This window comes from Prauserella halophila (assembly GCF_024171895.1).
Taxonomy (GTDB): domain Bacteria; phylum Actinomycetota; class Actinomycetes; order Mycobacteriales; family Pseudonocardiaceae; genus Prauserella; species Prauserella halophila.
Genome location: NZ_JAMTCQ010000010.1, coordinates 348,507 through 360,940, shown reverse-complemented (window position 1 = coordinate 360,940; position 12,434 = coordinate 348,507). Strand labels below are relative to the sequence as shown.

Below are 12,434 nucleotides of genomic sequence, written 5' to 3'. Positions count from 1 at the left end.
TGCGCCGCCGCGGTCTGAGCACCGACCTGGGGACACGGCGGAAAACCGGCCGTGTCGAGCCGCGGGGCCGACTGCACCCATACTCGGGCCCGCGTTCAGGTTGGCTTGTCGTATCGAGTTGTCGGTCCGGTCGAGTCAGGCCGTGGCCTGCAGCCACTTCGCGCGGCCGGATCCGTTCGGCACCCAGCAACCCCTGCCCGTCCGGAGCGACGACGCCGGTTCGGCGCACTCGTCGTCCGGCAGCTCCAGCAGTTCGTCGACGACGCTTTCCATGTCGCCGCTGCGCTGCCACAGCACCTGCTTGGGTTCGAGGACGTCCGGCTCATCGTACGGCATCCGGGTCGCGGTGACGTCGTCCTCGGCGTCGAGCCGGACCACGTCCACCACCTTCTCGTGCATCCGGACCCCGACGACGGTCACGAGCTCACCGTCGGCGTCACGGGGGTGCACGAAGCGGTAGCCGCTGGCGATGAGCCTGCCGAGCGTCGCCTCGACCTCGCTGGGAGCGAGTTCAGGCGAGCATGTCATCGAACTCGCCGTCCTTCACGCCTGCCACGAAAGCATCGATCTCCGCGCGGGTGTAGACGAGAGCCGGACCCTGAGGATCGCGGGAGTTCCGCATGGCGATGTCGCCACCGGAGAGCGGCGCCACTTCGACGCAGTTTCCCATCGCGCCGCTGTACCGGCTCTTGCGCCACTGCGCGCCGGTGAGTAGCTCCGAGGAAATACCGTTCTCGATCAGCTGCATGATCCTCACCTTCCCGACTTTCAACCTCTGGAGGATGCATCTGCACGTGCATTGACGTGTGCACCGAAGCTAGCACGCGTTAGTGCTCGTGTGAATGCACGTGCAGAAGCTCATGATGCTATTCACACCGAAGCAACTCAACGGAGAAACCGCAGGTCAGCGGCTCACACCGAAAATCGAGAGCTGTCCCGGCTCGACGAACGGAGGCGTGGCTGCGACGAGCGGTGGATCTTCGTCGGCGAGCGGGTAGGCACCGTGCGGGACGCCGGCTCGAACTTCCCCCGGCACGACGAAGGATCACACAGCGTGCTTGCAGCACACGTGCTGTTACGAAACCTCCGGTCGACGCCGGCGGCCGGGGTTCAGGAGTCGGCGCGCGCCTTGGCCAACAGCTGCCGGGAGCGGTCCGGCGTCTCGGCGTCGACGGCAAGGCGGTCGAGAGCACGGCCGATGAGCTCGACGTCGTCGGACCGGTCGAGGTAAACGCCTGCCGCGATGTGCTCGACGTAGCCGATGTTCGGCAACTCCGGCTCGGAGAACCGCAGCAGCGTGAACGCACCCTCCGCGGCATAACCACTGCGCTCGTACGGCACCACCTGCACGGTGATGTGCGGCATCTCGGTCAACTCGAGCACCTGCTCGAGCTGCGCGCGGTGGACATCGTGGCCGCCGATCGGCCGATGCAGCACCGACTCTCGACCACGGCCCACAGCTTCGGGGCATCCGGCCGGAACAGCAGCCGCTGCCTGCGCATCCGTACCCGAACCCGCGCGTCTGCCGCCTCGGAGGCGTGCTCCGGCAGACCGTGGGTCATGATCGCTCTCGCGTACTCCTGTGTCTGGAGCAGACCGGGGAAGAACTGCAGCTCGTAGGTCTGGATCCGCGCCGCGGCCTCTTCGAGACCGACGAAGTCGTCGAACCAGCGGGGCATGTAGTCGTTGAACTTCTGCCACCATCCCGGCTGCGCGGACTGATCCACGAGCTCCAAGAAGGCCGATCGCTGTGTCTCGTCACGGACGCCGTAGAGCGTGAGCAGGTCCTCGACGTCGCGTCCCTTGAACTTGACGCGGCCCAGCTCGAGCCGGCTGATCTTCGACTCGGACGCGCGGATCTCGTAGCCGGCATCGGCACGGGAATAGCCTGCGGCCTCCCGCAGCCTGCGCAGCTGCGAACCGAGGATCATGCGCCGTGCGGTCGGGCCCTTGTCGTCGGACGCATCCGGCACGCCCGCCGCGGGGCGCGCCGACGGGACCGACTGGGCTGCCGGGGGAGTATCGGGTGCGGACGGCCCGGGCGGCCACGAAGCCTCTGAACCGGGTGTCATATCGACCGTTCCGTCCCCTTCATCCACAAGTCAGTAACCCACACGTGCCTGTCGTCAGCTGGAACGATCATCGTAACGCAGCAGAATCAGGCGGACATTCAACGTAGGCGCCCCCGGCCGGGCTATCAAGTCCGGTAGCCGAGCCGGTGGTGTTTACTCTCACACGTTGGTCCGACTACCCTGTGTGCGCTCCACATCCCCAGGCGAAGGCGAGGTTTCCCTCACGTGTCCACCGGACCTGTCCCACAGACCGAGCGCGAACCCGTAGGGGTGGATCCCAACCGGGCGAGCATCGCACGTGTCTACGACGCCTTCCTCGGCGGTAAGGACAACTACGAGATCGACCGCAAGGTCCGCAACGGAGTCCTCACCGAGGCGCCGTACGCCGAACACCTCGCGATCGAGAACCGCGACTTCCTGATCCGCTCGGTGCGATTCATCGCGCAGCAGACCGGCATCACCCAGTTCCTCGACTGCGGATCCGGCCTGCCCACCGCGGAGAACACGCACCAGGTCGTCCAGCGCGTCAGGCCCGACGCCGAGGTCGTCTACGTCGACAACGACCCCGTCGTCCTCGCCCACGGCCGCGCGCTGCTGGAGGAGAACGACCAGACCTCGCTGATGGGCAGCGACATCTTCGACCCCGACGACGTGCTCGACAACGAGATCGTGCGCGCTCGCCTGGACCTCACGCAGCCGATCGCGCTGCTGCAGATCGGCACCCTGCACCACTACGAGGGTCCGGCCGAGGCGCCTGCCGAACTCATGCAGCGCTACTACGACCGCCTGGCGTCCGGCTCGTACGTCGCGATCAGCCACTTCCTCGACCCCGAGAACGAGCACACGCCGATGGCGCGGCGGGCCGAGGACAAGTTCCGCCACAGCCCGATGGGGTCGGGCACGTTCCGCACCCTGGACGAGATCCGCGCCCTGTTCGGCGACCTCGAACTGGTCGAGCCCGGCGTCATCCGGCTCGCCGACTGGTGGCAGGACGGCCCGCGGCTGGCGCCCCTCAACGAGGCGCAGCACTGCATCGCGGGAGGCGTCGCCCGCAAGCCGTGACGGAAAGCCGGTCAGACGGCCACGATGGGGAGCCAGTGGGAGACGTCGGCGCGGGCGCCGGACGCGGCGACCAGGCCACCGTCGACCGCGTCCGTCCACTGCCGCCTGCCCGTGGCGAGTTCGAGCCAGGTGCGGGGATCGGTCTCGACCACGTTCGGCGGCGTACCGCGCGTGTGCTTCGGCCCGTCGACGCACTGGACGACACCGAGCGGCGGAACGCGCACCTCGACGCTGTTGCCCGGAGCGACCGCCGCGAGGGTGCGCAGGCTCAGCCGAACGGCGGCAGCGAGCTGCGCTCGCGTCGGCTCGGCGGGATCGGTTCCGTCCAGCCAGGCGGTCACGGTCCGGACGGCTTCTCGTAACTCTTCGGGGTCGACCGAGCGCGATGCGGGCATGTGTCCACACTAGAGTGGGCGCGGCAGGCGCGGACACTTCCGCCGCAGGCGACAGGGAGACGCTGTTGCGGGCGGAACGACTGCGGCGGCAGTGCGGCCGAGAGGCCGACGTCAGTGCAGGCGGCGTGGCAGTGAACGTGGAGAGCTACATGGAGCAGCGGGACGACGCGAACCGGCTGGTACCGGGTGAGCCCCAGCACCGGCCTGGCCACAATCCCAAGATCACCAAGGAGATGCGGGCCAACGCGCGCGCGAACCCGAACAGCTGGTTGTACGTGATCGATGAGGCCTTCGACCCGGCGGGCCGGGTTCCCTCCTGGGCGGTCGTCGGCGCTTACCCGGTGAACAACGAAGGCGAGATCGTGGAGGATTTCCACCCCAACGACCGGTACCGGCCGTCCCCGAAGGCGCTCGGCTACCCGGAACCCGCTTCCGATCTGGAGCGGCTGCTGCAACTGGTGCACACCGACCACCACCCGGCGGAGGACCTGCCGCCGATGGTCCTGGACGCGACACTGTTCGTCTACGCCCTCTCGCCGGTGCAGCGCACCGTGATCGGGTTCCACAACGCCGACGGGCGCATCCTGGTGCCTGCCTACACGCAGAAGTCGCTGGTTCCCGCCGAGTGGCCGCACGCGCGCGCGGTCCTCGGCCGCGACATCGTCGATCTGCTGGGCGATCACCCGCTGGCCGTCAACCCGCACGATCTCGTCACTGCCGTGATCCCGGCACACCATCTGCGGCACTCACTCGCACAGGAGCAGTAACGCCCACCCGGCCTCTTGTACCCGAGGTGGAAAACGGGAAACCGGCGTCACTCGAACGAATCAGAACGAGTGTCTTTTCCTCGCCACAACATCACCCGAACGGCGCCCACTCGCACTGCGAGTGGGCGTTTTTCGTGCTCCGGCGCAATTCCAGATGTGTATCACCCACCCGTAGTGGAATTTTCACGCCAACTAGTGACAAAGTTCGCGGCCCCCTATAACAATCAACGACCGAACGGCTACCTGCAGCAGGTCGTTCACCGCGAGGGCACATTGTGAAGGGATACGTCGCATGTCCACTGCACGAAGAATCCGGCGGCGGATACGTGCCGCCGTCGTGGCCGGTTCCGTCAGTGCACTCCTGCTCGGTGCGCTGACCACAACAGCGAACGCAACGCAGCCGAACTCCGAAACGGATGCATTCGAGATCGGCAATCACGCAATGGGTTCGCAGATCGCAAAGGTGGAAGGGGACGACTCGTCGCCGTCGACCGCGGCCGCGATGCGACCGCAGGGCGTCGGTGCCGACGGTATGAAGGCACAGGCCACTGTGGCCGGCATCGACGTCGCCAGCCACCAGAGCAACGTCGACTGGGACTACTGGTGGGGCCAGGGCAAGCGGTTCGCCTACGTCAAGGCCACGGAGGCGACCAGCTACACGAACCCGTACTTCGCCCAGCAGTACATCGGCTCGTACGACATCGGCATGATCCGCGGTGCGTACCACTTCGCGGTGCCGAACTCGTCCTCCGGGCGGGCACAGGCGAACTACTTCGTGGACAACGGCGGGGGCTGGTCCGGCGACGGCAAGACGCTGCCCGGTGCGCTGGACATGGAGTACAACCCGTACGGCAGCGATCCGTGCTACGGCATGAACCAGGCGCAGATGGGCTCGTGGATCCGCGACTTCCACGACACGTACCGCTCACGGACCGGCCGCTCGCCCGTGATCTACACGTCGACGAGCTGGTGGAACAAGTGCGTCGGCTGGGCACAGACGTTCGGCGACACCGTTCCGCTCTGGGTCGCGCGGTACTCCGACTCGGTCGGCCGGCTGCCCAACGGCTGGGGATACCACACGTTCTGGCAGTACACATCCAGTCCGCTCGACCAGAACTCGTTCAACGGCACCTACGACAGACTGCAGGCGCTCGCGAACGGCTGATCGACTCCACTGCGGCAGGCCCGGCGTCGGCGTGGTGCACACCACCCGCGCCGGGCCTGCTCGCGTGCCGGGCCGGCTGTGCGAAACTCACCGTTCACGACACCTGGGGGAGAGAATCGTGACGTACCCACCACAGCCCGGACCGCCTTCCGGCCCGCAGGGCGGCTGGCAGGGCCCGCCCGGCGGATTCCCGCAACAGGGCGGGTTTCCGGGCGGCCCCGGCAGGTATCCGAGCGGCGGGCCGCAGCGGAAGACCGGCCTGATCGTCGGCCTCTCACTGGGCGGCGTCGCGGTGCTGTTCGGCGTGTTCGCGATCCTCGCCTGGGTCGCGCCGGGTTTCCTGCTCAGCGGCGACGACTCCGGTGGATCCGGCAAGACCGGCGGCTCCGGCAAGGCCGCGGCCGACGAGGGCGGCTCGAGCGAACGGGCCGAAGCCGATGTCGCTGCCTACCCCACCGCCGACGCGCTGGCCACGGCCCTGGTTCAGGCCGTCAACCGCGGTGACAGCGACGCGCTGGTCGCGGCGTTCTGCGATGGCCACAAGGACGACGTCGAGGAAGACGCCGACGAGATGTTGGCCAAGAAGTCGTCCATCACCGTCCGCAAGGTGGAGAGGCTCGACGAGACCGGTGGCATGGTCGAATACGACGGCGTCACCAGCGGCGGCAACGAATTCAGTGGCATCATCGGCTTCCGGCAACAGGACGGCACCGAGATGTTCTGTGCGGACAGCTTCAGCAAGCCGTTGATCCTCGGCGAGGAGACGTCGTCGGCACCTGCTCCGTCCAGCGAGGTCGAGACTCCGGAGCCGACCGACGAGAACTACGGCCGGACAACCGGCATCACCGACATTCGCACGCTGGGGCAGAAGTTCGTCTCGGCCGTCAACTCGGGCGATACGGCGACAGCCACGAGCCTCGGCTGTCCTGGCCCCGTGAACACGGGCGAATCGATGATCGAAAACGGCAAGCGGCTCCGCATCACGTCCGTCGACGACGATGCGAAGGAGCCCTCGGCGGAACTCATCGTGACCCACTCCGACGGTGACCGCAGTGAGTACCGCATCGAAACGGTTCGGGACCCCACGGCCGGGGACCTGTGTATCGACGGGCTCATCCTGTACATCCCGGACGAGGGCTGACGAGAAGACGGAGACGTCCGTGCTCATGCGGCGAGTCCGTGCTCATGCAGTGACGCCGGCAACCGGCACCGGCAACGGCCTGCACGCGACCGCCGCGAGGGTGCGCGCTCTCACCTGCCGGGATCCTCGGAAGTTCCCGCCACCTGCGGTGCAGTCGTGCGAGACTGCTACGGCTACGGCGCGAAGGGGAGAGCGATGACATATCCACCGCAGCCCGGCCAGGGCGGTCAACAGGGCGGCTGGGAGCAGCAGGGCTACGGCCAGCAGGGCCAGGGATACCCGGGACAGGGCTACCCCGGCCAGCAGGGCTACCCCGGACAACAGGGATATCCGGGTCAGCAGGACCCAAGTCAGCAGGGCTGGTACGGCCAGCAGGACCCGAGCCAGCAGGGTTGGTACGGCCAGCAGGGCTATCCGGGTTACGACCCCACCGGCGGCCAGTACGGCATGCAGGCCGGCGGCCCCGGCGGCGGGCCGCCCAAGAAGAAGACCGGCCTCATCGTCGGCATCGCCCTCGGCTCCGTCGTCATCGTGTTCGGCGTCTTCGCCGTCCTCGCCTGGATCGCGCCCGGTTTCCTCCTCGACGACGAGGACGACAGTGGCTCCGGCGGTTCCGGAGCCCAGGCCCTCGCCGAAAGGATCATGCAGGGCTTCAGCGATCAGGACAGCCAGGCCCTGCAACAGCTCACGTGCTCCGACGCCGACCCCGTCGTCGACGCCGTCATCGGAGTCGCAGGCTCCGTGCAGAGCGCCGAACTCGGCGACGTCCAGGAAAACGGCAACACCGCAACCGCCACCGGCACAGTCAGTGCAGCGGGTAGGGACATGGACGTCAGCGCGACCCTGAAGAAGAACGGCGAAACCTGGTGCTGGCAAGGACTCGACCGGCCCGGTACGACTCCGGGCGACATGGGGCAGGGCGAGGTCGGTCCCAGCACCGAGATGGCGGAGCCGACGGCGGCCGAGGACTACCCGGAACCGGGCGGTGACGGCGGCAGCGAGGAGTGGCGCGGCAACGCCGAGAAATTCATCAGTGCCGTCAACTCCGGCGACAAGCAGACCGCGAAGTCCCTGGTGTGCTCAGACTCCACGGACAGCAATGTCGAAGATCTCATCAACGGCCCGACGCAGATCCAGTTGGTTGAGTCGCTATCGAGCACCGAACGGATGGCCTCCGCGAAGATCTCGGGAACCGTCGGCGACAAGGAGCTCGACGACGGCTCGCAGCTCACGTTCTACAACTTCGAGGAGAACGAACCCTGGTGCGTCAACTGGGCGTGGGTCATCCAATCGTACGGCGGGTGAGCCGAGGCAGCCGGGCAATGGGGTGCGGTTCCCGCTGCCCGGCCGTGCTGCACCCTTCTCTCTGAACCACGGGGCTCTCTGACCCACGGGCGTCGGGCGGCGTGACCCGGGTGCCGGCGCCCCTTCCCGTCGACGCGGGTTCACCGGAGGCGCGGCGGCGCCATGGCACAATCCTGCGGTCGAGCACACGAGGGGGCGAGCGATGCCGTACAACACCGGGGCGTACCCGGCCGGTTCGTACGGGTACGGAACCGGGCCGCACGGATCCGGATACGGGCACGGGCACGGGCACGGGCACGGGCAGCAGCCGTACGGTGCGGCTCCTGGCCACGGCACTGCGAATCAACAGTCGCCGAACCGACCGGCTGCGAACCAACAGGCGGCGGGCCGGCCCGGACCACCACCGCCTGCCGGTGCACAGCAAGGCGGCCAACAGCAGGGCGGACCACAGCGCGGACCACGGGGCAGGCAATGGCCGCGCAGGCCGCGACAGCAGGGCGGACCACAGGCCGGACAACGGCCGCCGGATCCGCCACAGGGCCCGTCGAAGGGCCCATCGCCTGGCGAACCGCCTGCACCCGGGAAACGGCGAGGTGGACCGAATCAGGGCGGAGCGCCGCCGGAGCGGCACCGCCACGGCCCGGAAGCGTTCGCCCCGCCACGACGCAGCCCCCGCCCCACGCGGCTCGCCGCGATCGCCGGTGGCGGAGTAGTCCTGCTCGTCGGACTGTTCGCGTTCACGGCGTGGGTCGCGCCCGGCTTCCTCACCGGAGGCGCTGCGGGCGCCGCATCCGGTGAAAACGCCCGCGCCGTCGCGCAGCGGATCATGAGCGGATTCGCCAACCAGGACAAGGCCGCGCTGCAGGAACTGACCTGTGAGGACGCGGAACGTCCCGTGACGACGGCGATCCGGCAGGCGCATGAGACCACCGGAGCACGTCTCACGGGCAGACTCGCCGTGCGCGACGGCTCCGCCACGGCATCGGGACGGCTCACGATGCGCGGCGACCACATCGACGTCGAGGCCGGTCTCGAATCCCGCGGCGGATCGTGGTGCTGGCAATCGCTCACCGTACCCGGGCTCGAGCTGGGCAGCCTGCGCCCGACGGGCTGACCCGGCAGCTGCACCACGCAGCCGGACCGTCACGACCACCGGCCACACGGACGTCCCGACTCACGCTTGCCCCTTGTCGACCCCGCCATTGTCGACATGGCGATTCGACCCGTGACGCTCGGGGCCGGATCGCTGCCGACTGCCGACTGCCGACTGCCGACTGCCGACTGCCGACTGCCGAGGCGATGTTGCGATCACGGTCCACGGCCGATGGTGATCGACTACCGTCGCGAGCCGTGAAACGCCTCCGATCCCCGGGTTCCCGGCAGCGGTCCTCGATCGCGCTGGCGGCCACGCTCGTACTGGCCGTCGCAGCGGTGGTGACCATCGGCGCCTGGCTGGTCGCCGACCCCGGCACACCGCGCAGCGATGCGCTGCGCACGGCAGGCATTGCGGGTGGCGCGATCATCGCGCTGTACGCATTATGGCTCAACGACCGGAGACGCCGCGTCGAGGAAGCGCGGCACGCGCTGGAGGGCGACCGGGTCTCGGACGAACGGTTCGCGCGGTCGGTCGAGCTGCTCGGTCACGACGCCGATCAGGTGCGGGTCGGCGCCATGCACGCGCTCGCGGGGCTGGCGAAGGCACGGCCGGACTACACGCAAACGGTCCTCGACGTGCTGTGCGCCTACCTCCGCAGGCCGTACTCCCATCCCCGGTGGTCCGACACCGGTAATCTCACGGCCGAAGAACACGAGGAGGCCGAGCGTGAACTCCAGGTTCGCCTGACCGCGCAACGTCTCGTGTACGCACTACTATCCACATCGGACGATCCGGACGGAATCGACTACGATCTCGACCTCACCGGCGCCGCCGTCGAATACCTCGATCTCTCGCACCGACGCATGGGCACGGTCGTGCTGCGGTACGTCTATCTGCACAGCGATTCGAATCTCAGCCGATGCGTGTTCACCGGACCGGTCTGGTTCTCCAACGGCCGCACCGGCACGGGACGGCTGCAGGGACGATTCCGTTGCGACGACACGGTGTTCGAACAGCCCGCGGCGTTCCGTGACGCGACGTTCGACTCGCTCGCGTCGTTCCGCCGCACCCGATTCGCCGACGACTGTTCCTTCTCCGGCGCCGCGTTCAACGGAACCGCCCGGTTCACCGACGCGACGTTCGGCGAACTGGATCTGCGCCGCGCGCGATTCGCCGGCGACATCGACCTCCGCTGGCGCGAAGCAGCCGCCGTGTCGGTCGAGGACACCGAAGCCGACCCGGCCCGCAGCATCGAGCTCCCGGACGGCTGGCGCGTCACGCCGGTAAGCAGCGGCGCCCACCTCACCCCGCCGGCCACGGGAACGGACTGAGGCGCCGCCGACAGTGTGCACCCACGACAAGCGAGGTCCACACCACACCCGGAAGCGATCCGCACATGCCACACCTCGAGGAGACCCCGGCATGGCAAAGTGGTTTCCGGACAATTGTGATGATGTTGCGAAATCTGGGGACATCCACGGAGGGGACTCATGACATATCCGCCACAGCCCGGCCAGCCGGGCGGCCAACCGGATCCGTACGGCCAGCAGCCGGGGCAACCCGGTGGGCAGGGCCAGCCCGGTCAGCCGTACGGCCAGCCGGGTCCCTACGGCCAGCAGCCGGGGCCCGGGCAGCCGGGTGGACCGATGGGGCAGCCACCGTCCGGCGGGTTCCCGCAACAGGGCATGCCCCAGGGCGGCTACCCCCAGCAGGGCATGCCCCAGGGCGGCTATCAGCAGCACGGATATCCCCAGCAGGGATATCCGCAGCAGGGCGGGCCGTACGGCCAGCCGCCGAAGAAGAAGACCGGCCTCATCGTCGGCCTGTCGCTCGGCGGTGTCGCGGCCCTCGCGGCGTTCTTCATCACCGGCTTCGCCGCACCGGGCTTCTTTCTTTCCGACAGCCCTCGGGACGTGGCCGAGGTGTACGCCCAGGCCGCTAATTCCGAGGATCTGGACGCCTTGAAAGAAGTCGTCTGTCCGTCATCCGAACTGAGCGAGGCCATCAACAAGGTCGACCCTTCCGACGGTAACGACGAGTACACCTCCGAGCTCGCGGTCACCGGCCACGGCACCGAATCAGGTGATGAAGCCAGGGTCCCGGCGAGGAGTGAAACCACGTTCCAAGGCAATACCACCACGTCCGAGGGGCACTTCGTCCTGAAGGACGAGGACGGCTGGTGCGTGAACGGCCTCGAACGCACGGGCAGTCCCGCCGGCAGCGCCGAGGCGCCGACCGGCGAACCCGCGTATCCCACCGCTGGATACGACGAGGGTTACCCGACGGGCGGCTACGGGGACTACGGAGAAAACGATTCGTACCCGACCGGCGGTTACGGCGATTATGGCGAGTACGACTCGTACCCGAGCGAGGACTACGGCTACGACGACGATTACGGCTACTGAGCCACCCCACGGACACTGCTTCCGGCGAACCAGTGCGGCCGACGACCCGGCCGGTGACGGCGCGCCCCGCGGACACGCGGAGCGCGCCGTCCTCGTTAGCGCGGACCGTGGGCAACAGTCGCGAGGCCGTCGGCCGCGCTGCTGTGGGACAGTGGCTGACGATCAAGGTCACCCAGTCGAGGGGCGCACGGGGCGCATCGCGTGACCAGAAGAGGGGGCTTCGTGACCTACCCACCCCAGCCGGGCCCGCCCGGTCCGTACGGCCAGCAACCGGGACCCTACGGCCACCCCGGTGGACCGCAGCACGGCGGATACCCGCAGTCCGGTGGATACCCGCAGTCCGGTGGATTTCCGCAGCAGGGCATGCCCCAACAGGGCGGATACCCGCCACCCGGCCAACCACCCGGCTTCCCACAGGGCCCGAACGGGTACGGCGAACCACCGAAGAACAAGACCGGCCTGATCGTCGGAGTCTCCGCCGCAGCCGTCATCCTGATCGGCGCGCTCGTGGTCACCGGATTCTGGGTGCCCGGCTTCTTCGTGGGTGACGACACCGAGGCGACCGCAAGCAGCAGCGAGGACGCGGAAGGCAGTGGCGGCACCGGCGATAGCGGTGACGCCGGCTCCGGTAGCAGTGACGGCGGGTTCGGCGGCAGTGACGGCGGCTCCGGTGGCAGCGACGGCGGAACGGGCGGCGCGCAGAGCGCCGCGACGGAGTACGCCGCCGCACTGTCCGACCTCGATGTGGCTCGCATGCGGCAGATCGTCTGCGCTGAAAACACCGACGTCGCACCGGAGAGTGACACTCCCGACGGTCTCCAGTTCCAAGCATCGGTCAGCGGAGTCGAGCAGATGTCGCCGGACAGGGCCTTGGCCAGGCTGGACATGAAGATCGAAGACGGCCAGAGGTCGGGCAACCTGCAGCTCGACGTCTCGCTCGAAAACCAGGACACCTGGTGCGTCGCCGATGTCCAGCCGTCCGGCAGCGGATCGCAGTCCGATTTCTGACGCGGCCCGGTTCCACTC

At 68.3% G+C, this 12,434-nt stretch carries 12 protein-coding genes and 1 pseudogene; 9 read left to right on the top strand and 4 right to left on the bottom strand.

The annotated features are described in order from the left end of the window. Positions 1-135: 135 nt before the first annotated feature. From LY41_RS14045 to LY41_RS14035, 3 genes and pseudogenes are all read right to left on the bottom strand, one after another. The gene (locus tag LY41_RS14045; protein WP_253864439.1) at positions 136-528 is read right to left on the bottom strand and encodes a hypothetical protein; all 393 of its coding nucleotides are present in this window, start codon (positions 526-528) and stop codon (positions 136-138) included. Further along, positions 512-748, bottom strand: coding sequence for a DUF397 domain-containing protein (locus tag LY41_RS14040; RefSeq protein ID WP_301297057.1), 237 nt, complete (start codon positions 746-748; stop codon positions 512-514). Before LY41_RS14040 ends, LY41_RS14045 begins: the two co-directional genes overlap by 17 nt. 362 nt (positions 749-1,110) lie before the next feature. After that, positions 1,111-1,931, bottom strand: a pseudogene (locus LY41_RS14035) (helix-turn-helix domain-containing protein). Between the two features lie 366 nt (positions 1,932-2,297). Here LY41_RS14035 and LY41_RS14030 point away from each other — a divergent pair. After that, positions 2,298-3,134: an SAM-dependent methyltransferase gene (locus LY41_RS14030; protein ID WP_253864438.1), complete on the top strand. Its 837-nt coding sequence runs from the start codon at positions 2,298-2,300 to the stop codon at positions 3,132-3,134. An 11-nt stretch (positions 3,135-3,145) separates the two neighbouring features. Here the strand turns inward: LY41_RS14030 and LY41_RS14025 are convergent, their stop codons facing one another. Further along, on the bottom strand, positions 3,146-3,529 hold the full coding sequence (locus tag LY41_RS14025) for a sterol carrier family protein (protein WP_253864437.1): 384 nt from the start codon (positions 3,527-3,529) through the stop codon (positions 3,146-3,148). Positions 3,530-3,678: 149 nt separating this feature from the next. Here LY41_RS14025 and LY41_RS14020 point away from each other — a divergent pair, with 149 nt between their 5' ends. The 8 genes from LY41_RS14020 (at position 3,679) to LY41_RS13985 (ending at position 12,416) form a co-directional block, all read left to right on the top strand. Then, positions 3,679-4,296, top strand: a complete 618-nt coding sequence (locus LY41_RS14020) for a type VII secretion system-associated protein (RefSeq protein ID WP_253864596.1) — start codon at positions 3,679-3,681, stop codon at positions 4,294-4,296. A 292-nt stretch (positions 4,297-4,588) separates the two neighbouring features. After that, positions 4,589-5,461, top strand: a complete 873-nt coding sequence (locus LY41_RS14015) for a lysozyme (protein WP_253864436.1) — start codon at positions 4,589-4,591, stop codon at positions 5,459-5,461. 118 nt (positions 5,462-5,579) lie between these two features. Beyond that, positions 5,580-6,602: a hypothetical protein gene (locus tag LY41_RS14010; RefSeq protein ID WP_253864435.1), complete on the top strand. Its 1,023-nt coding sequence runs from the start codon at positions 5,580-5,582 to the stop codon at positions 6,600-6,602. 195 nt (positions 6,603-6,797) lie between these two features. Continuing rightward, positions 6,798-7,907: a hypothetical protein gene (locus LY41_RS14005; protein WP_253864614.1), complete on the top strand. Its 1,110-nt coding sequence runs from the start codon at positions 6,798-6,800 to the stop codon at positions 7,905-7,907. A gap of 826 nt (positions 7,908-8,733) precedes the next feature. Beyond that, positions 8,734-9,021, top strand: a complete 288-nt coding sequence (locus LY41_RS14000; protein ID WP_253864434.1) for a hypothetical protein — start codon at positions 8,734-8,736, stop codon at positions 9,019-9,021. Positions 9,022-9,257: 236 nt separating this feature from the next. Further along, a complete protein-coding gene (locus tag LY41_RS13995; protein ID WP_253864433.1) occupies positions 9,258-10,334 on the top strand; it encodes a pentapeptide repeat-containing protein in 1,077 nt (358 codons plus the stop codon). A gap of 159 nt (positions 10,335-10,493) precedes the next feature. Then, positions 10,494-11,408, top strand: coding sequence for a hypothetical protein (locus LY41_RS13990; protein ID WP_253864432.1), 915 nt, complete (start codon positions 10,494-10,496; stop codon positions 11,406-11,408). Positions 11,409-11,630: 222 nt separating this feature from the next. Then, complete coding sequence (locus LY41_RS13985) at positions 11,631-12,416, top strand: hypothetical protein (protein ID WP_253864431.1); 786 nt, start codon at positions 11,631-11,633, stop codon at positions 12,414-12,416. Positions 12,417-12,434 lie beyond the last annotated feature (18 nt).

Bases quoted from the DNA above. Each gene is read 5' to 3' on its own strand.
- LY41_RS14015 (WP_253864436.1), top strand. From the start codon at position 4,589: ATGTCCACTGCACGAAGAATCCGGCGGCGGATACGTGCCGCCGTCGTG.
- LY41_RS14005 (WP_253864614.1), top strand. From the start codon at position 6,798: ATGACATATCCACCGCAGCCCGGCCAGGGCGGTCAACAGGGCGGCTGG.
- LY41_RS14000 (WP_253864434.1), top strand. From the start codon at position 8,734: ATGAGCGGATTCGCCAACCAGGACAAGGCCGCGCTGCAGGAACTGACC.
- LY41_RS14025 (WP_253864437.1), bottom strand. From the start codon at position 3,529: ATGCCCGCATCGCGCTCGGTCGACCCCGAAGAGTTACGAGAAGCCGTC.
- LY41_RS14020 (WP_253864596.1), top strand. From the start codon at position 3,679: ATGGAGCAGCGGGACGACGCGAACCGGCTGGTACCGGGTGAGCCCCAG.
- LY41_RS13990 (WP_253864432.1), top strand. From the start codon at position 10,494: ATGACATATCCGCCACAGCCCGGCCAGCCGGGCGGCCAACCGGATCCG.
- LY41_RS14045 (WP_253864439.1), bottom strand. From the start codon at position 528: ATGACATGCTCGCCTGAACTCGCTCCCAGCGAGGTCGAGGCGACGCTC.
- LY41_RS14040 (WP_301297057.1), bottom strand. From the start codon at position 748: ATGCAGCTGATCGAGAACGGTATTTCCTCGGAGCTACTCACCGGCGCG.